This is a genomic window from Corynebacterium hesseae, assembly GCF_037850265.1.
In the GTDB taxonomy this organism is placed as follows: Bacteria; Actinomycetota; Actinomycetes; order Mycobacteriales; family Mycobacteriaceae; genus Corynebacterium; species Corynebacterium hesseae.
The window spans coordinates 595,212-613,827 of sequence record NZ_CP137211.1; the positions used below are offsets into that span (position 1 = coordinate 595,212).

Genomic DNA, 18,616 nt, shown 5'->3' on the forward strand with positions numbered 1-18,616 from the left:
GACACCTCTTCTGTAGTTCCCAAATTGTTGAACAATCTATGGGTGCCTAGTGTAGCCCGCATCACGTAGGTTTGTGAAGTGTGTCCCGTATCTGTGGATGGGTGGGACGTGAAAACACCCCCATCACGACGGCGATGGGGGTGCGGCTGCCTCGCGCTGGTGGGCCGGCGCTGCTAAGAGCTTCGCGTTTGAAGCTCGATGGTGCAGGATTCAGATTAGAACGGGAGGTTGACTCCCAGTGCCTGTGCTGCGGCCGGTGCAGCTGCGGCCAGTGCGCCTACGACGCCGAGGACGATGATGGCGATGCCCAGCCCGGAAGGCTTGCCGTCCTCGGAGGAGAGCTTGCCCTTGATGTCGTTGGAAGAGCTCTGATCCTCGCTGCTCTGGTCGCCCTTGCCTTCGTCGCTGCTGCCGGCGTCGCCGCCCTGGTTGCTGCTGCCGTTATCGCCTTCGGTGCCGGTGCTGGAGGTGGCGTTGGTGCTCTGGCCGGTGGTGTCTTCAGCGTTGGCGGCGGTGACGCCTGCGAGTGCGAGGGCGCCGGCCAGGGCTGCGGCGGTGAGGTTGCGGGAAATGCGCTTCATGTTTCTTACTCCTGGGGTTAGATCGGGAAAGTTTGGTCAACGCCGTATCAGACGATGTTGTCACCGTTAACTGATGTCGACTTCCCACATACTAACCGAAAATTAGTGAGGTAGGTCAAACTATTTCCAATTTTTAAGCTACTCCACGCAAATTTTCATGGTTGTGTCAGGGTGCGCTGGCTCGTCGGGTGGTGCCGGCCCTTGTGGTGGTGGGATGAAACTTCCTGCGTGGTTCGGGTTTTGAGGCTTGCTTGCGTGCTAGTTCATCCATTGAATCTTTTAACTCCCTCCAAGGGGTGCGGCCGGAAAAGTGGTGGCCCAACGGGCGTATAAAACTGCAAAAGCCGCGTCTCTCCACCCCGGTAGGGAAAGGAAGAGACGCGGATGAGTTGCCTGTTGGCTCTAGGCCTTAAACCTCTTAGATGAAGAGCTTGCGGCGAGCAACGACAGCGCCAGCGGCGATCATCGCTGCGATTGCCAGTGCGGCGAGGCCGCGGGCAACGGTGTTGGAACCAGTCTCAGCGGAGATACCGCGGGACTGTGCTGGGGTCTGTGCGGCGGTGCCTTCAGCAACCTTGCCGCCCTGGGCGATGACCTCGTCCTTGTTCTCCTGCAGCATCTTCTCGGAAGCGGCCTTCTCCTCAGCGGAAGGAGCGTCCTTCTGAGCTGCCTCTTCGGACTTCACGTAGGTCTTGCCGTCCTTGGCCAGGTACCAGGTCACGCCACCGATGATGAGGGCGGCCGGCAGGGCCAGCCAGGCCAGCTGCTTCTTGTCGAACTCGGTGCTGGTCGGCTCAGCCTCGGACTCGCCGTTGATCGGGTAGTCAACGGAAGACGGTGCGGTAGCCTCGCCGGTGGCTGCCATGTCCATGTCCGGGGCCATCACGCTGGTGGTGGTCGGTGCATCTTCCTCGGGTGCTTCGGCGTCAGCCGCCTGAGCCTGCTGCTGCTCCCAAGCCCACTGTGCCTGCTCTGCGGTCAGTTTGGTGGTTCCGTCCAACTCGCCGTTCTCGTTGCGGTGCTGGTAGCTACCGTCGGCCTGCTTCTGGTAGGTGACGCCATCGACCGTGAGTTCAGCCGGAGCCGGGATCTGGGCAGAGGCAACGGCGGTGCCGCCCAGTGCGAGGGAACCGGCCAGAACGGCTGCGGTCAGGGTGCGGTTGATGCGCTTCATAAGCTTCTCCTTGTGGGGTTTGTGAGGTATGTGAGAGGGATTCAACCCGACGTGAACCACAATAGCCACAACTTTCACATTAATCACAAGGGTTTCGAAATTTCGCTCCGTAACATGGCGGATGCTTTTCGTGCCAAACGGGTGGCATGTTCGGTGGGTTGAGGTCCTCACGGGCGGCGCTACAAGGCGTGTTAACCTGCAAGGATAAGAACGGTGTTGTCTGTTGAGCTGCGAAAATGTTCGATAACTGCGCGTAGTGGCGGAAATCCCCCTGAACGGGGGATGCTGCACCAGGCTTAGCTCTGTGCTGCGGCGGGGTCAGGAGCTTCGGTTACGCCCTCAAACTGCCATCCCACCACGGCATTGCGCACCGCGGCAGCCAAAGGGTTGGCCGGCTGGATGCAGCTGATAGTGAGAAGGCGACCGGGTTGGGCATCGGTGCCCCAGATGCTCTCGTCCTGCTCAAGGCCGTCCTTCGACGGATCGTGCAGATCTGTTGCGGTGTATACCAGCCATTGCTCGCCGGAGTTCTGTGTGCGCAGGTACAACTTGTCGCCCACAGAGGCTTTGTGCTCGTCGGCGCTACCGTCATAGAGGTTATTGAACACCGCTGGTACTCCCGCACCGGTATGTCCGGCGACCACCACGACGTCCTGCGCATCCGTACCAGGGAGCGAATAGGGTTTATCCTCCGCGGTGTAGGTACAAGCCTTATTCATCGAGTCGGGGTTGATCTTATTGTCTTTGATTCGACAGGAGCCTTCTTCAAACTCTGCGCGCACATCAATTGTCGGGATGTACATCTCCACCGCTGGGGAGGGCTCGATGACGGCGGCGGGTTCCGCAACCACATCGGTTGGTTGTGGCGCGGGCGCGTCTGGCTCCTTATTGAACTGGAGCGCGGCGACGATGCCGACGAGAACCATCGCCAAAATAAGGAGAACTCCCAACCCGCGACGGCTGATGGGCGTGCGAGGGCGCGGTGATTTCCGCCGTGGCGCAGGGGTTGTCGTCTTCTTCGGCGTCGTTCGGGTCGGCGCTTGTTGGGTCGGCGCTTGTTGGGATGGCGTTTGTTGGGCAGGCGCCGACGTTGAAGCGGATCGACGGGAAGGGGAAGTTGTCGACGGGGACGAAGCTAGGCGTTCTTGGCTGGGGCGGCGTCGCGGGCGGTAGGAAGGGCGCTCAGGGGCAGTGCTCTCGTGGTCGTGAGTAGAGCCTCGCCGGCGAGCACGCTCGGCGCGCAGATCAATACGGATTCCTTCTTCTGGCAGGCGATAGCTATCGCGCTGTGTCGAGTAGCGAGAATCCATAGTGAGCTCCTGAAGAGAACGATAATTAGAAAGTTACAGTACTACTCGCTAAGTAACTATTCCGTATGCGCTCACTATGGCGGCAGGAGCGGGCATAAAATGCCGCCTGAACTCTCGGCCTGGATGGCTGGCGATGAGGGAAGCCGTTGGCTAATGCCTTCCGTCGGCAGCGAGCTGAAAGTGCAACGCGTAGGTGATGAGCCAGTGGGTGGACATGAAGTGGCCGTCGACAAGCTGCGTTTGCGCGCTGGCTGCTAGTGCTTGGGCGCGTGGTAGGACGGAGGCGTCGAAATGCTCGGCGAGTTCAACGAGCATCCATGCTCTGGTTAGCGCTAGGCCGTAGAGGTGGGCCAGGCGGCCATCGGTTGGGTCAAGCACCTCTGGGATTTGTGTGAGAAATTCCAGTGCTTCGGTGCGGTGGGGAAGAAAGCCGTCGAACCAGTGTGGGAAGTCCGGCAGCACGCGCGACATGAGTAGGGCCTCCGATAGCCCGTTGGACAGGAAATCGTGCCCGGACAGCTCCCATTCGAGCGGGTAGTCGCGGTCTTCGCCGAAAAGGCGGACAGCAGCCTCGCGCACCGAGCTCGCCAGTGAATCCAGCCCGAGTTTCTCCGCGGCCTCGAGGATGAGGAAAAGGTTGAAGGCTGTATTGGAATGCATGCCGTGGCGCACCGGTTGGTTGAGTGATTCAAGCCAGTCGTGGCAGTGCTGTGCGGTTAGCTCTACGAGCTTGTCCATCGCTTCGCCAGGCCGAACGGAGGCGAGCTGCAGCAGCCAGGCGCGCCCATAGGGCATTTCATATCCGGGGTGGGCGAGTAGGTAGTTGTATTCCGTGGTGAGGGCTTCTGCGCTGAGGCGATCGTCGAGAAGCTCGGCAAGTTCTTTCGGAGACTCGGGCCCGAGAATCTTGTTTAGTAGCGCGCCTGAGTACTGCATGTGGACGCTGGAGTGCCAGTCGAAACAACCGTAAAAACTGGGGTGCAGCTCGCGCGGGCGCACGTCGCAGTCTTCTGTGGAAGCGCTCGTGTGGTGCATCGCGGCGGGGAATTCGCGCTCGAGTGCGGCCATAATTGCTTTCGCCCAGGCGCTGGAACAAGTTTCTAGCGTGGTCATGCGTCAAGTATGGCAAAGCTGAAGGTGGGATGTGCGGTTCAACGCAAACGTCGAACGTATATGCGAAATTGTGGTGTTGGTGTCCGGTCGCCCTCGTAGTCTTTAGGGCAGGCATCCAAGGGGTGGGGGATGTGTGGGTGTCTGAAATTGCTGGCAATGCTCTTCGTCTTTGGGGGTTGTCACTAACGAAGAAGGGGGAACTGTGGAGTTCTTGGAAAACAAGCCGACGACATTTAGTAAGAGACAAGTACATCGAATAGGTAGTGCGTTGCGCAATGGGGAACCGATTGATGAGGAACAGCTTGGGCTGTTCTTGGACCAGCAATCAGCTCTGTGTGAATCGATAATTCAGGAAGCGAGCAAGACTATGGCACAGCTTGATAATCAGTTGACGATGACTGCAGACTCTATCGTGGAGCCAGATTCAGACAGGTATTTCTTGAGTTCTCGCGTAAAAACGAGAGACACGTTGAGAGAGAAATTGAGTCGAATGCCGAGCTTCCCTTTAGAGAATATTCAGGATGTATCTGGCGTACGGATGGACGTCGATGTGACTCTAAAAGAACAAACTGTACTTGCGAAGCTTCTTTCGCGAGAGCTTGTGAAGGCTGGCGCGAGGAAAGTGGTTCTTCGGGACATGCGAGAGGAACCGCACTCGGGGTATCGCGCGGTGCACTTACACGTGATGTCAGAGGCCGGACGTGCAGAATTTCAGCTACGAACCGCGCTTCAGTCGCAGTGGGCAAACCTTTATGAAATGGCAGGAGACTTGTATGGAAGGGAAATCCGATACCTCGAATTCGGAGGAAGAATTCCGGCAGAATTTGAGATTGAGATCCGTGCTTTACATGAGGTATCCGAAGTCGTAAACAGGGTGGAAAAGCTCGTAGATATTCTTACCGAGCCTTTCGAAGGAAGCCTGCCTGTTGGCGCAACCCAAAAAGAGGCGCGTCAATTGCGGCGGAACATGTATAAGATGCTAGATAAATTAATCCATGAATTCGAAGAACGTCGAGTTCAACGTGACATGGAGGGAGAATAAGCCGATGCCAGCCTATCTGATTAAATACCATCGACCGACAGGTGCACTGGAAGTGACTGAGTATGATTCCCTGATAGAGGGAACCCGCGCTCGTCATAGACTGGATCAAGTAAATAAGGATCCTGATGTCGAGATTGTGGCGATTGGTGCTAAGAACTTAGAGTCCGTTCGGCACACGCATGCGCGCTACTTCTTCCGTGAGAAGACCGCGCCGCCGTATCCCTTTGTGGCTTAAAGCTCGAAGCTTTGAAGGGCGCAGTTGATGAAAGCTAGCCGCGAAGGATTTTCTCCATGGCCTTTCCTTTGGCTAGCTCGTCAACGAGCTTGTCCATGTACCGAATATTCTGCATCAGTGGGTCATCGATGTCTTGGACACGATGCCCGCAGATGCTGCCAGTGATGAGGGAGCGGGATGGGTTCAGGTGCGGGGCCTGCTCGAAGAAATCCTCGAGGGTGACCTTTTGCTCCCGGACCCGTTCCAGCTCCTCAACCGAGTAGTCGGTAAGCCAAGTGATGACTTCGTGAAGCTCGCCGACAGTCCTGCCTTTGCGCTCTACCTTCTTAACGTAGTGCGGATAAATATCGGCGAAGGGTATGGAAAAGATGCGGTGAGACATGGATGCAGTATATCCGTGAGCCTCATGGTGCGTGGGGGGCCGTTCGTTGTCGCGGACTTAGCCGTGCCAGAGCGTCGAAATTGGCATTGCCCAGAGGTTTTCACCCATTGGCAGGACGTCCTTGCCCGTGTACAAGACAATTCCTGCGCGGAAAGAATCACCAGCTACCTGCTGAAGATAGCGCAGGCCAGCAAAGTCCTTCGGCTGGATCGACATCGCGGCTTTGACTTCCACGCCAACAACGTCCCGGGATCGTGATTCCAGCACAAGGTCAACCTCTTTGCCGGTAGAGGTCCGAAAGTGGAAGAGGCGATAATCAACCGATGACCATGCCTTCTGCTTCAGAAGCTCGTTGGCAACGAAGGCTTCGCAGATCCCGCCGCTAAGCGTGCTGGAAATGTTCATCTCCAATGCCTCTGGCTCGAGGCCTGCCAGGCTTGTAGCAAGCGCGGTATCTGAAAGGAAGACCTTGGGCTTAGAGATAGCTCGCTTCTCAAGATTTGTTCCCCATGATGGTAATTGGTTAATCAAAAAGACATCACTCAGCGCAGTTACATAGGTGGGGACTGAGCGTTCGGGAATGTCGAGTGCACGCCCAATGTGCGCCGCTACAAGTTCCGCGGTGCCTTGTGCAGCAAACTTGGCGAGAAGATTGTGTAAGCGGTCAGGGAATTGAATGCCGTAGAGCTCGGCAGCGTCTTTTGACAAGACTCGCTCAATATAAGCAGCGAACCACCGGTGTTGCCGTCGCCGACCAGAATCCCTAAGTCCTGGAAAACTCGGCGTGCAGAAGAGCTGGAAGTAGTCAGCCCGGGAAAGGGTGGATGCGGGTTGTACGCCTGCATCTTTTAATGACCATATTCGGCCTGCAAAGTCTTCGTGGATACCTAAACGTTCGCCCACGCTGAGGCCGTGAAGGCGAATAGTTTCTGCGCGGCCAGCGAGAGATTCTTCGGCTCCTGTGAGGCTGAGGAGGTTGGATGATCCGGTAAGGATAAAACGCCCCGGCCGTCGATCTTTTTCGAGTGCGCCTTTAATCGCGCGAAACAGCTCTGGTGCGCGCTGAATTTCATCAATGGCTAGTGTGCCCTCGGGGAGCTGTCTGACAAAGCCGTCTGGGTCCGCTTGTGCAGAGGCCAGCGAAGCGCTCTCATCAAGGTTAAAGAACCTGTGTTCTCTACCTTCGAGTAATTGATGGACAAGGGTACTCTTTCCTACTTGGCGCGCGCCGGAAATAGTCAGCACAGGTGTATCCGACAGAACTTCTTCCGCCAGATCTTGTGCGTTTCTATGTAGAAAAGAATCAGTCATGGCAGTCAATCTACCTGCGGTGTTGCGGTTCTGCAAGGTGTTCATTGCGGTTCTGCAATGCTCTCGTTGCGGTTCTGCAAGGTTCTCATTGCTGTTCTGCAATGCTCGCGCTGCCGTTTGATCGCGCTGTGGAACGCCAAAAAGAGGGCACCCGCAGCCGTCGTGAAACGGCTTGGGGTGCCCTCTTCTGTGGGGCCTGGGGAGGTGAGCTAGTCCCAGACGGGGGCGTCGCCAAGCTGCAGCTCAGAGTAGCGCGCCTCCGGAACGGTGGCGGAGTAGGGCTTGCCCACAGCCTCCCATTCCTGGTCGGTGTTGCAACGCACGTCCTGGCCGTCGGTGTCGAGCATGGTAAAGCCCCACACCAGCTTGCCCTGGGAGTTCGCCGGCAGCGTGTACGGGCCAACCTCCTGGTTCAGCTTCCAGTGCTGCTCGTGCACGTAGTTGAAACCGTAGGTCTGGGTCAGGACCTTGGCCAGCTCGCCCTCGCCCTTGATGGAACCGGAGACCTCGATGGTCTGCGTGCGGGCCTGGGTCACGGTGTGGCTGACCGGCACGGGCTCATCATTGCGGTTGGCCACACTAGCGGCATCAGTCTGCTTGAACCACCGGCGGGTGGCGGTGACGTAGGTGCCGTTCTCACCGGGCGTCGAGCAGTGCGTGCCCGGCTTGAAATCATCATTCCAGCGCTGCGGCAGCTCGAAGTCCCCGCCGAAGTCAGCGGCGTGGGCCACAGGAGCGGCCGCCAATAGGCTGAGCGCGGCGAAGGCGCTCGCGATGGACTTCTTCAGCACGTCTTAGCCCCAATCGTTGTTGTCGCGGGTGGAGACCTCCACGTGGCGCTCCTTCGGCAGGGTAGCGGTGAAGGTGCCACCGTTGGCCTGCCAGGTGTTATCGGAACCGCAGATGGTCTTCTGACCCTCGAAGTCGGAGACAACCCAGCCGGCGCGCATGACGGCGGTCTTGCCCGGAGCAATGTTGTACGGGCCGACCTGCTCGCCCACCTCGTAGGACTGGGAGTCGGTGTAGCTGGAGGAGAAGGTGAAGTTGATCAGATCCAGAAGCTTGAAGTCAACGCCGGCGGAAACGTTCCAGGTCTTGGTCTTGGTTTCCTTGATGGAGCGGGTGACCGGCAGCGGCTCGTCGTTGTAGTTGGACACGGTCCAAGAGCCGGCGGAGCCGTCGAAGTAGGTGCGCTTGATCTTAACGGTCTGGCCGGTGTCCCCCGGGTTGGTGCAGTGCTCACCGATGGTGGTCGGGTTGGCCGGGCCCAGGTCACGTGCCGGGAGGGCGTTAGCAGCCGGGGTAGCGATCAGGCCGCAAGCGATGGCCACGGCAGCGGTGGTGGAAGCAATCTTGGTCTTGAACATGGTGAATTCTCCTTGGGAAGTAAAGGGGGGATTAGTAGATGGTCTGGGTCGGGACTGGGAGTTCGCGGTACTCGTCCGGGGTGACGTCCTCGGTGCGGGTGGAGCCGTCCTTGCCCGTGATGGTGGCCTCCGCCCAGAAACCGCTGGGAGCGGTGGTCTGCTTGTAGTTGGAGGTCAGGCTGTACTTTCCGTCCTTACCGCAGTGGATTTCGCGGTAGTTGATGCGGGTCATGGTGGTGCCGTACTCCACGCGGACGCGCTCACCAGGGGCCAGGTCGATGTGCTGCAGCTCGGTTCCTACCGGCATGTAGGCGCGCTTGACCGCGCCAACGGACTCCAGCCAGCCCTTCGGGATATCGCCGCGGTTGCCCTGCCAGTTGGTGTACGGTGCGTGCTCGGCGCCGACGACGAAGTCGGTGACCGGCGCGTACTCGTAGTCACCCTTGGACCAGTTGAGGAAGTCCGTGGAGTAGCCCGGCTTGCGGAAGGTCGGCTTCACCGCAGTGATGTCCAGCGGGTACCAGGAGCTATCGCGGCCTTCGCAGGTCTCGCCTTCCTTGGGCCAGGATGGGTCGCGCTGCAGGTCCTCGGAAGGCTGCATGATTTCATCCTTCTTTGGGTCCGCGATCTTCTCCAGGCTGGGGCCGGACACGGAGGTGTAGTTGCCTTCGATGGGCTTGGAGTTCGCGCCCGGGGAGCGGGAAGGAATCTCCATGGCGAGGTCCGAAATCGAACCATCCGCCTTGATGATGTAGGCAAAGGCATAGCGCTCAGCCGGGCCCTTGCCGCGGATGACGTTGGCGCCGGGCATGTTCTCCAGGCGGTCGTCGTTGCAGCCGACGAACATGGAGATGAAGTCCTTTTCCACCACGCCGTATTCCACGCGGAAGGATTCGCCCGGCTTCAGGGTGACGGGGCCGAAGGTTTCCTTCTCCTGCCAGCCGTTGCTCAGCTTCAGTCCGATGTCGGACTTGGCGGTGGTGTCCCACCCGGAAGGCATAGCGGCCTTGGAGTTGGCCTCAATCTTGTGGTTGGTGCCCGTTTCCACGGAGGCGGTGTACGGCACCTCCTGGTTCGTGGTGTTCTTAAACTGCAGGGTGCCGTCGCTCAAGTAGCGGCGGCCGGTCTCTGCGAAGTGCCACTCGGGAGTGGCGTTGTCTTCACCTGCTGCGCTGCAGCTCTTGTAGAGGTTGGTGATGGGGTAGGCCTGCGGCATGGGCGGGATGTTGGCCGCCTGTGCCGCAGGGGTGATGAAGGCCGCGGCTGCCGCCAGCGGTGCAAGCGCACGCAGTCCCTTAATGAGCACCTGTGTACCGTCCTTATATTTTGTTAAAGAGTAAAGAAAGATTCATAAAATCTGGGTACATCTTAGGAGGTGCTGGGTAGTCCGGCAATGGTCGCGGACAATCATTTTCGGGAAAGTTAGGGGCGTAAAGTAACCTTCTTCCAGCCTTTTGACCCTTCGTTCACAAACTTTTGATTACCCAATATGGAGGGTAGTCACACGCCGGGGAGGCGGCTTTTGTTCTTAGAACAGGTCCCAGATGGTAATGCCCAAAATGACTGAACCCAGGGCAAAGACGAAGTAATTCCATGGGTCATTCCGGAATTTCTTGTACTCCTTGACCTTGTGGAACATGTACACCGGCAGCAAGAAGATGAGAATTGCATCAAACACGCCGCCCACCAGGTAGATGAGGTTGAGAATCGGTGGATTAAACACGGAGACCATAGTGCCGGTGATGAAAATGAAGACGTAGACAATGGTGAGCAATGTACGTCGGTTGAGCCGGTTTGCTGTGCGCGGAGCCAGTAGGCGAACCATGTAGGAGGTACCTTCTTCTGCGCCGAGCATTGTTCCAAAGTAGGAGGTCACGATGGCGAAGATGACGATTAACGGTGCCAACACGGCCAGCGCGTGAACTCCGGTGACATTGGCAAAGTAGGACAACACCGGAATGTTTTGCTCGGAAGCCTCCCGCATACCGTCAGCCCCCAGCGCCAAGACGCATGACCAGACAAAGAACATGGTGAAGATGACCAGCAGCGCGGCCGTGTAGAGCTCAATGCGCGAGACTCGTTTTTCGGTGTTCTTGCCGTAAGTGGATTGCATGTCCACTGACATTTGCGATAGCGCCGCCATGTGGGAGAAGGAGAAAGCCAGTACGGGGAGAATAAGAACGGCGCCGAGCAAGATATTCGGCCAGCTTCCGTCTTTGTAGTCCACGTCCAGGAAGGAATGAAAATCCCACTGGGGGATGAGGTAGATCGACGTTGCTGCAAGCGAAATGATGAGCGGATAAACCAGAATTTGTGCCAACCAGAGCATGGGTTTGCGCCCGATGGCGAAAATGCCGGTGAGGGTGCCCACGCACAGCACCGAAAGCACCCAGCGGTTGATGGAAGGTCCATGGAGCTGGTTAACAATGAAGCTATCAATAGCATTTGTTACGGAGATGGCATAGATGAACACCGTGGGGATGTTGGCCAGGGAGTACATCAATGCCACGAACAAACCTGTGTTGCGTCCAAGGTACTTGCGCACCAGTTCCAAGATGTCCAGCCCGTAGTCCTGGGTGGGTGCACCGGCGACAATGCGGGCATAAGTGCGGTGGGAGAAATACACCAAAGGGAAAATGATCACCGTGGCGAAGGCGAGCGGCCAGAAGCCAAAGGCTCCTGCCTGTAGCGGCAGAAAGAGGATTCCGGCACCCATCGCGGTGCCAAAAAGCGCAAGAACCCAACTCAGCGCCGTGCCTTCGGACTTCGGTGGTGTGCTCGCAGGTTGTGTGGAATCCCCCAAGTCGGTGGTATGTGCAGTGGTGTCGGCTTTGGACGAAGTCATAAAATTCTTTCTAGTAATCGACGGCCTCGCGGACAATTGGGCAGGTCATACAGTGCCCGCCTCCTCGGCCGCGCCCCAGCTCTGCCGATCCGATCTCCACTACCTCAATGCCGGCGGCACGCAACTTGGCGTTGGTGTGTTTGTTGCGGTCATAGGCCACCACCACGCCGGGTTCGATAGCCACGACATTATTGGCATCGTCCCACTGCTCGCGGGCGGCAGCATAGGTATCGCCGCCTGTTTCGATGACCTCGAAGGCGTCAATGCCCAGCGCCTTGGCGACGACCTCGAGGAAGGACTCGGTGGGCAGTTCGACGTCGAAAGGCGCCGTGCTCGTCGAAGGATGCAAGACTATCGGCCGGATGGTGTCTACCACCTTGGGGTAGGCGGTGACCTTGTCGGCGTCAAGGAACGTAAGCACGGTGTCGAGGTGCATGGAGGCGCGCTCCTTGGCCATGGCCGCAATGATGACCTTGGTGGCGGCGCCTTCCTCAAATAGGCGCATGGCCAGCTGACTCACGCCCTGCCAGGTGGTGCGCTCACCCATGCCTACCAGTACGATGCCCTTGCCAATCGGCATGATGTCACCGCCTTCCAGTGCCGCAAGCCCCGGCTCCTCATCGGTGTTGCCGTACCAGAACTTGAAGTCTGCCTGCGCAAACCGCGGGTGATAGTTATAAATAGCGCGGGTGATCAGCGTTTCCTGGTGGCGCGCTGGCATACGCATGGGGTTAAGGGACACGCCGCCATAGATCCACGCCGAATTGTCCCGCGCGTACTGCGTATTGGGCAGCGGGCGCAGCGCAAAAGCGGAAGGGCCGTAGACCTCACGCATGGCATCGATGGTGCCGTGGCCCAGGCCCTTCGGGATTTCGGCGAAGGGTAGTCCGCCAATGAGGAGTTCGGCCAGGCGTGCAGTGGGCATCTCATTGAACCAGTGACGCAGCTCGCCGCCAATGCCCGCACCCACATTCCTATCGAGGAGCTTGTAATCGAGGATGAAATCACGCCCGCCCGGAGTGTCCAGAGTTTCCTCTAAAAGCGTGTGCATATCTAACACTTCGACGCCGTAGCTGCGCAGCTCGGCGACGAACTCCGCATGGTGTTTCTTGGCTTCGTCGACCCAGAGGACGTCGTCGAAAAGCAGCTCAGCGCAGTTACTGGGGGTGAGCCGCTCGTGCGCGAGCCCGGGTGCGCACACCATGACTTGGTGGAGTTTGCCGACCTCGGACCAGACTCCTAACGGGGAAGCTGCCATGTTTCTGAAACCTTTCTTGGCGCGTGCATGGCGCCATCCTGCAACGTGGTGAACTGGTTCACCGGAACTATTGGTCTGTGAACTGCGTGACAAGTTTATGGACGCCGAATATTTTTTCAAGCCTCGCGTGGGTGAAAGAAAGCCCACGTAGATGGAGGTTTTACGGCGCTCTGCATAATATTATTCACTTTTATTCATGTATTGCGGTGGGGGAGTGGGCGCACTCTTGCTGGGCTTGCCGACGCCCCCATCCCTCACCACTGCGACGACCCTAGCGGTGGCGGAGACCGCAGACCGACGGTGAGACGGATGCATAACTTTGGGTGGGGTGGAAACTGGCTGCGCGAATATTAGGGATCGGGGTGCGGGGGTAGGCGTGGCGTGCAGCGCACGGGGGTGGGAGTGGGGGTGTCGTTGCGGGGGGGTTCAAAGTCTTCGGCGAAAGGGGAGGAAATTTCCTCAAGGAGGCGAAGGCTTTTAGTCAGACTCCAGGCTGTCGTACTTTTGAAGTCTTGTGAAGTTTATGAAGTTTTTGAATTCTTTGAAGTTTGTGAGGTTTATGAAGAGCTTTGAAGTTTGAGAGAGGGGTCGCGCCGCTAAATAGTGGGAAGTGGCGGTGCGGCCCCAGAGTGATGGGGGAGAAGGGCGGATTTCTAGCCCCCTTCTGTGTAGGAGCATCTTTGACATTAGGGTTAAAGTTAATCGTGCGTACTTACAACAGGTGTGTGGAAATTCATTACGCCGAGTGCGTATTGATACCCAAAAGGAATGGAAGCACATGGCAACACGCAGTCAGATGTCGCGTCGGTATCGCGATATGACGTCAAGCGTTAATCAACTCAAGGACACCGCACAGAAACAACTTCGTGCAACAAATCTCGGCAATGCTATTGCAGCATCCGCCGCTGCGCTGAACCACCGTGACCAGAAAACTACGCACCGCCTGTTGGAGGAGTCTATTGAGGCTCAGCGAGAGCAGACTCGAAAGATTGTGGGTGAGTTACGGACGATTGATAAGTCAATTAATGCTTTCGCGCGTAAAAATGAAGAGCAGCTTGAGGATCTCAAGCATATTAACTTTGCTCAATGGCGCGATGGTGTAGGTCGGGAATATTACTACAACTATAGACCGCAAGCGAAGAAGTATCTTGAAAATTTTGAGAACCTATCCAATGCATGGCTACGCGTAGTGTCGGCAAGAATGGTGGATGTTGTCCAAGAATTTCCGCAATGGAAGGAACAGCATTGGCGGTCTGATGCCCTTAAAACGGGTGTGTTTATTGATCCCCCTGGGGTGGAGGAGCCGCCGGTAGACAAGGAGTTGCCAAGGCAAAGGATCCCTGAGGGGGTTGCAGGATTCGCCATGATTGTTGGCCCGTCTGTGGTGATCCTTATCTTGGCTGCAATTCTTATGCCGGTTATCATCGGAATTGGTGGAGCCGTTTCGCAGGTTTCGATCGAGGGCGATGTACAGAGCCGATTTGATGCACTGGTCGAAGAATATCCTGAGTTTGTGGAGAATCAGGAAAATCTTATTCCTGAATTTTATGATGCAGCTGAAGCTCAAATGTTGCTAGATGAGGGCTGTACGGCCGAGACCATGCAAGAAGACCTAGACCGAGCTTCCTCAAAGGGGGTCGAACTTGATCTGGCAGCATTTCCTCAAGACTCCGCTGGTGTGGAGCGATACTGCTCGACGAGAACGAGCGTGCTGGAAATCGCCCGTGACAGGGAAAGTCAATCCGATCAGGCTGTGGATAAAGTTACAGGATTTACAATGACGGTCTTAGGTTTGGCGCTTGTCGTCGCTTTTATTCTCCCCTTCGTCATTGCATTTCTTAGACGAAACATGCGGCAGAAGCGCCGGGAAGTCGAGCAACAGAACCAGGCCGCAATTGAGGCTTGGGAGCAGCGTGCAGAACAACGCAAGGTGGAATTCCAGCAGCGAAACGATCAAGCACGCGAAGAAGCGTTTAAAAAATTTCAACGAGTTTTGGGTGTGCCGATCAACAAGAATCTCGGCACCCTGTGGGCAGACACGTCAACGCGTAATATGGTCCAGACGTTGTCCTCCATAATAGAGAATGAATTGCGCCGTCCGCCGGTGGTGGAGGAGCTGCCGGAGATTGGAGGGCTAGAGCTAAGGCTCAATCCTCAAATTCCGTCTGTATTGGGTAAGGCTCTCATTAGCAGTAAGTAAGGCTACCGCAGTTCTTGACATCCTTGTCTGGGAAACTATGCCAGACAAGGATGTTGTTGTCTTCTCCGCTGTTTGAGCTTTGCTTCTTCCAGCACAGCAGAACCGTGATACAAGTTTACCGGCTCTTCCGGTTTCGGGGTGCGTAGCGGGGTGAGGTAGAAAACGACGGGTTCAGCGGGTCACCACAACATGTAGGGGTCCCTGGTGTGAAGATGAAAGTTCCTACACAACCATCTACACCCACCAGGGACCCGTACTGTGAAGCCTACTGGAAACCTCGTTGCTGACACTATCTGCCGTACCGCGGAAATCGGACTTGCTATCACCGGTGCCGCTGATGCCGGAGCGTTGACCATCATTGAGGCCACGCCAGTAGCCGTTATCGGCGTGTGCCCGGACTGCGGACAGCCAGGAAAGCTGCGCGACCACACCACCCGTCGACTCGTTGATCTTCCTGTCGTCGGATTCCCCACCAGGTTGCATGTAACAGTCCCCAGGTTCCTGTGCACAGCCGCCTCATGTAAGAGGAAGATCTTCCAAGAATCTTTAACCTGCGCAGATGACGGTGCCAAGCTCACTTACCGGGTCACCCGCTGGATCTTGCAGCGCCTTGCTATTGACCGGATGAGTGTGTCGGCTACCGCCAAAGCACTCGGTGTGGGCTGGGATCTGGTCAATCAGGTCGCACTGGATGCCTGCCGCCAGCTTGTCTACGGCGACCCCTGTCACCTAGACGGGGTTCGTATCCTTGGAGTCGATGAACATGTATGGAAACACACCCGCAAACCAGGCCAGGCATCAAACCTGGTGACCATACTCGTTGACCTCACCCCGCTGGTAGACGGGCGTGGTCCTGCTCGTTTGTTAGACATGCGACCGGGCAGATCCGCCGACGTGCTCAGCGGGTGGCTTAAAGAGCGTGCCCCCAGCTTCCGGGAGCAGATACAGGTGGTGACCATGGATGGGTTCACCGGTTATGCCACCGCAGTCGAAGAGCAACTACCACAGGCGGACAAAGTCATGGACCCTTTCCATGTGGTGCATCTAGCAGCCGACAAGCTCACCAGTTGCCGACAAAGACTCCAACGTGAGACCACCGGGCGCCGCGGACGCAAAGATGACCCGCTGTACAAGCACCGGCGCACCCTGTTGACCAGGACGAACTACCTCACCGAGCGGCAAAAGCAACGCTTAGAAATGCTGTGGGCCACCGATGACGACTACGTGGCCCTAGAAGTAACGTGGCTGCTCTACCAAGACATGATCGCAGCGTACGCGCATCCGAAGAAATCGGAAGGCAAAAAGCTCATGGAACGCATCATCCACACCCTGCGTAAAGGACTACCAAAAGGCTTAGAAGAGCTCGCCCAACTGGGACGCACCCTGTGGCGTCGACGCAAAGATGTGCTCGCCTACTTTGATATCGGCGCATCCAACGGCCCCGTTGAGGCAATCAACGGCAGACTCGAACACCTACGCGGCATCGCCCTAGGATTTAAAAACCTCAACCACTACATCTTGCGATGCCTAATCCACTCCGGACAACTACAGGACAAAATCAACGCACTCTAAAACCGGAAGGGCCAGTTTACCGGGGGTCTTCTACATATCGTTTCTGCGACGGAGGAATTGAGGGGGCCTCAGAGCTTTGAGTGAGTATCTGGTAGTAGCTCGAGGCGCTCATGTGGGAGCCTCGGCGTGCACACCATCACCTGCCGGAGCTTGCCGGCGCCTTATCCCTCCACCGCTGCGACGACTCTAACGGTGGCAAACCCCGCGGCCCGCCCTCCCTCCCACGTGTAGGGTGGTGTGAGCATTGACCGATGGGAAATTATATTCCCATCGGGCTGTTAGTGATCAAGCCCTGTCAGTATTCGACGGCATCGCGAACAATCGGGCAGGTCATGCAGTGCCCACCGCCGCGGCCACGGCCTAGCTCTGCAGAGCCGATCTCTACTACCTCGATGCCGGCGGCTCGCAGCTTTTTATTGGTGTGCTTGTTGCGGTCATAGGCCACCACCACGCCCGGTTCAATGGCCACGACGTTATTGGCGTCATCCCACTGCTCGCGGGCGGCGGCATAGGTGTCCCCACCGGTTTCCACCACCTGCAGACTCCCGACGCCAAGCGCCTTGGCGACGACCTCGAGGAAAGACTGGGTGGGCAGTTCGACGTCGAAAGGCGCCGTGTTCGTCGAAGGGTGCAAGACGATGGGCCGGATAGTGTCCACGACCTTGGGGTAGGCGGTGACTTTATCCGCATCCAGGAAGGTCAGGACGGTGTCGAGGTGCATCGAGGCGCGGTCGGCGGCCATGGCGGCGATGATGATCTTCTCGGCCGCTCCTTCCTGAAACAGGCGCATGGCCAGCTGGCTCACTCCCTGCCAGGTGGTGCGCTCACCCATGCCGACGAGGACGATGCCCTTGCCAATCGGCATGATGTCCCCGCCCTCCAGGGAAGCCAGGCCTGGCTCCTCATCGGTGTTGCCGTACCAGAACTGAAAATCCGCCTGCGCAAACCGCGGGTGGTAGTTATAAATCGCTCTGGTCAGCAGCGTTTCCTGGTGGCGCGCCGGCATCCGCATGGGGTTGAGTGAGACCCCGCCATAAATCCACGCCGAGTTATCCCGCGAGTACTGAGTGTTGGGCAGCGGGCGCAGCGCAAAAGCGGAAGGCCCGTAGACCTCTCGCATGGCGTCGATAGTTCCGTGGCCCAGGCCTTCCGGGATTTCGGCGAAGGGTAGCCCGCCGATGAGGAGCTCCGCCAGGCGTTTATTAGACATGTCCTCGAACCAGTGGCGCAGCTCGCCGCCGATGCCGACACCAACGTTCTTGTCTAGCAGCTTGAAGTCCAGGATGAAATCGCGCCCGCCCGGGGTGGCTAGGGTTTCCTCCAGGAGCGTGTGCATCTCCAGCACCTCGACGCCGTAGCTGCGCAGCTTGGCGACGAACTCCGCGTGATGCTTCTTGGCTTCGTCGACCCAGAGGACGTCGTCGAAAAGCAGCTCCCCGCAATTGCTGGGGGTCAGCCGCTCGTGCGCGAGCCCTGGCGCGCACACCATGACCTGGTGGAGCTTGCCAACTTCGGACCAAACGCCCAGCGGGGGAGTTGTCATGTGCGTGAACCTTTCTTGGCGGGGTGTGCTGTGCCATCCAGTTGCGTGGTGAGCAGCGACACCCGGGGTGGTGATATGTGAACTAGACGACAATTCTAAGAAAAGTTCGAGCTTTTTCAAGCTCCCGCGAGCCGAAGAAAGCCCACGTAGGTGCAGGTTTTGCGGCTGCGTGCATACTATTATCCGCGTTTATTCACACGGCACAGGCTGCCACATAGTGCGGTTCCGCGCCGCGCTTGCCGACGTCCCTCCCTCCGCCACTGCGACAACACCGACGCCGAAGGTCATCGTGTCCGAGCCGAACACCGCATGAATAAATGTGGCGGGAATGAAAATTCTGCGCGAATAGTAGAAAAGGGGAGATTTTCTCATGCTCTCCCACGACCCATTGCACGAATCCAACCCAAAGAGCTTTTGAAGTCTTGTGAAGTTTATGAATTTTGTGAATTCTTTGAAGTTTATGAAGAGCTTTGAAGTTTGAAAGAGGGGCCGCGCCGCTAGGCAATGGGAAGTGGCGGTGCGCGGCCCCGAGTGATAGGAAAGAAAGGTGGAGTCCCAGCCTTCCGTGTAGGGGCATTGTTGACATTAGGGCTGGGGCTGGACATCGCTGCGAATGATTCGAACACGCAGGTCGAACTGCCAGTCGGAGAAAACAGCAAGCAAGCACGTGCTCGGTCAGTAGC

At 57.5% G+C, this 18,616-nt stretch carries 16 protein-coding genes; 4 read left to right on the forward strand and 12 right to left on the reverse strand.

Annotated features, from left to right (window positions below; translation table 11 throughout):
• Positions 1-215 precede the first annotated feature (215 nt).
• The 4 genes from R3O64_RS02930 to R3O64_RS02945 all read right to left on the reverse strand — a co-directional run bounded on the left by R3O64_RS02930 (position 216) and on the right by R3O64_RS02945 (position 4,178).
• Entirely contained in the window at positions 216-581 is a 366-nt protein-coding gene (locus tag R3O64_RS02930) for a hypothetical protein (RefSeq protein WP_339017245.1), read from the reverse strand.
• Positions 582-999: 418 nt separating this feature from the next.
• The gene (locus R3O64_RS02935; protein WP_101735915.1) at positions 1,000-1,755 is read right to left on the reverse strand and encodes a hypothetical protein; all 756 of its coding nucleotides are present in this window, start codon (positions 1,753-1,755) and stop codon (positions 1,000-1,002) included.
• Positions 1,756-2,051: 296 nt separating this feature from the next.
• Entirely contained in the window at positions 2,052-3,065 is a 1,014-nt protein-coding gene (locus R3O64_RS02940; RefSeq protein ID WP_339017247.1) for a hypothetical protein, read from the reverse strand.
• 150 nt (positions 3,066-3,215) lie between these two features.
• Positions 3,216-4,178 (reverse strand): DUF2891 family protein, encoded by a 963-nt coding sequence (locus R3O64_RS02945; RefSeq protein ID WP_339017248.1) that lies wholly within the window; start codon positions 4,176-4,178, stop codon positions 3,216-3,218.
• 202 nt (positions 4,179-4,380) lie between these two features.
• Here R3O64_RS02945 and R3O64_RS02950 point away from each other — a divergent pair, with 202 nt between their 5' ends.
• Positions 4,381-5,220, forward strand: coding sequence for a hypothetical protein (locus R3O64_RS02950; RefSeq protein ID WP_070523495.1), 840 nt, complete (start codon positions 4,381-4,383; stop codon positions 5,218-5,220).
• Between the two features lie 52 nt (positions 5,221-5,272).
• The gene (locus tag R3O64_RS02955; protein WP_232755631.1) at positions 5,273-5,455 is read left to right on the forward strand and encodes a hypothetical protein; all 183 of its coding nucleotides are present in this window, start codon (positions 5,273-5,275) and stop codon (positions 5,453-5,455) included.
• 34 nt (positions 5,456-5,489) lie between these two features.
• Here the strand turns inward: R3O64_RS02955 and R3O64_RS02960 are convergent, their stop codons facing one another.
• The 7 genes from R3O64_RS02960 to R3O64_RS02990 all read right to left on the reverse strand — a co-directional run bounded on the left by R3O64_RS02960 (position 5,490) and on the right by R3O64_RS02990 (position 12,618).
• A complete protein-coding gene (locus tag R3O64_RS02960; protein WP_339017249.1) occupies positions 5,490-5,837 on the reverse strand; it encodes a DUF2200 domain-containing protein in 348 nt (115 codons plus the stop codon).
• A 57-nt stretch (positions 5,838-5,894) separates the two neighbouring features.
• Positions 5,895-7,148: an ATP-binding protein gene (locus tag R3O64_RS02965; protein ID WP_070531110.1), complete on the reverse strand. Its 1,254-nt coding sequence runs from the start codon at positions 7,146-7,148 to the stop codon at positions 5,895-5,897.
• Positions 7,149-7,357: 209 nt separating this feature from the next.
• Positions 7,358-7,939, reverse strand: a complete 582-nt coding sequence (locus R3O64_RS02970; RefSeq protein WP_070684066.1) for a hypothetical protein — start codon at positions 7,937-7,939, stop codon at positions 7,358-7,360.
• Positions 7,940-7,942: 3 nt separating this feature from the next.
• Positions 7,943-8,515: a hypothetical protein gene (locus R3O64_RS02975; protein ID WP_070523482.1), complete on the reverse strand. Its 573-nt coding sequence runs from the start codon at positions 8,513-8,515 to the stop codon at positions 7,943-7,945.
• A 31-nt stretch (positions 8,516-8,546) separates the two neighbouring features.
• Positions 8,547-9,821, reverse strand: coding sequence for a hypothetical protein (locus R3O64_RS02980; RefSeq protein WP_339017250.1), 1,275 nt, complete (start codon positions 9,819-9,821; stop codon positions 8,547-8,549).
• 222 nt (positions 9,822-10,043) lie between these two features.
• A complete protein-coding gene (locus R3O64_RS02985; RefSeq protein ID WP_339017251.1) occupies positions 10,044-11,360 on the reverse strand; it encodes an amino acid permease in 1,317 nt (438 codons plus the stop codon).
• A gap of 10 nt (positions 11,361-11,370) precedes the next feature.
• Positions 11,371-12,618, reverse strand: coding sequence for an arginine deiminase (locus R3O64_RS02990; protein WP_339017252.1), 1,248 nt, complete (start codon positions 12,616-12,618; stop codon positions 11,371-11,373).
• Positions 12,619-13,396: 778 nt separating this feature from the next.
• Between R3O64_RS02990 and R3O64_RS02995 the strand changes: the two genes are divergently transcribed.
• Positions 13,397-14,818 carry a hypothetical protein gene (locus R3O64_RS02995; RefSeq protein ID WP_339017253.1) on the forward strand — a complete coding sequence of 474 codons (1,422 nt, stop codon included), beginning with the start codon at positions 13,397-13,399 and terminating at the stop codon, positions 14,816-14,818.
• 258 nt (positions 14,819-15,076) lie between these two features.
• The gene (locus R3O64_RS03000; protein ID WP_339017254.1) at positions 15,077-16,390 is read left to right on the forward strand and encodes an ISL3 family transposase; all 1,314 of its coding nucleotides are present in this window, start codon (positions 15,077-15,079) and stop codon (positions 16,388-16,390) included.
• 295 nt (positions 16,391-16,685) lie between these two features.
• On the opposite strand, the gene R3O64_RS03005 is transcribed toward R3O64_RS03000, so the two are convergent.
• The gene (locus R3O64_RS03005) at positions 16,686-17,933 is read right to left on the reverse strand and encodes an arginine deiminase (protein WP_339017255.1); all 1,248 of its coding nucleotides are present in this window, start codon (positions 17,931-17,933) and stop codon (positions 16,686-16,688) included.
• Positions 17,934-18,616: the final 683 nt, after the last annotated feature.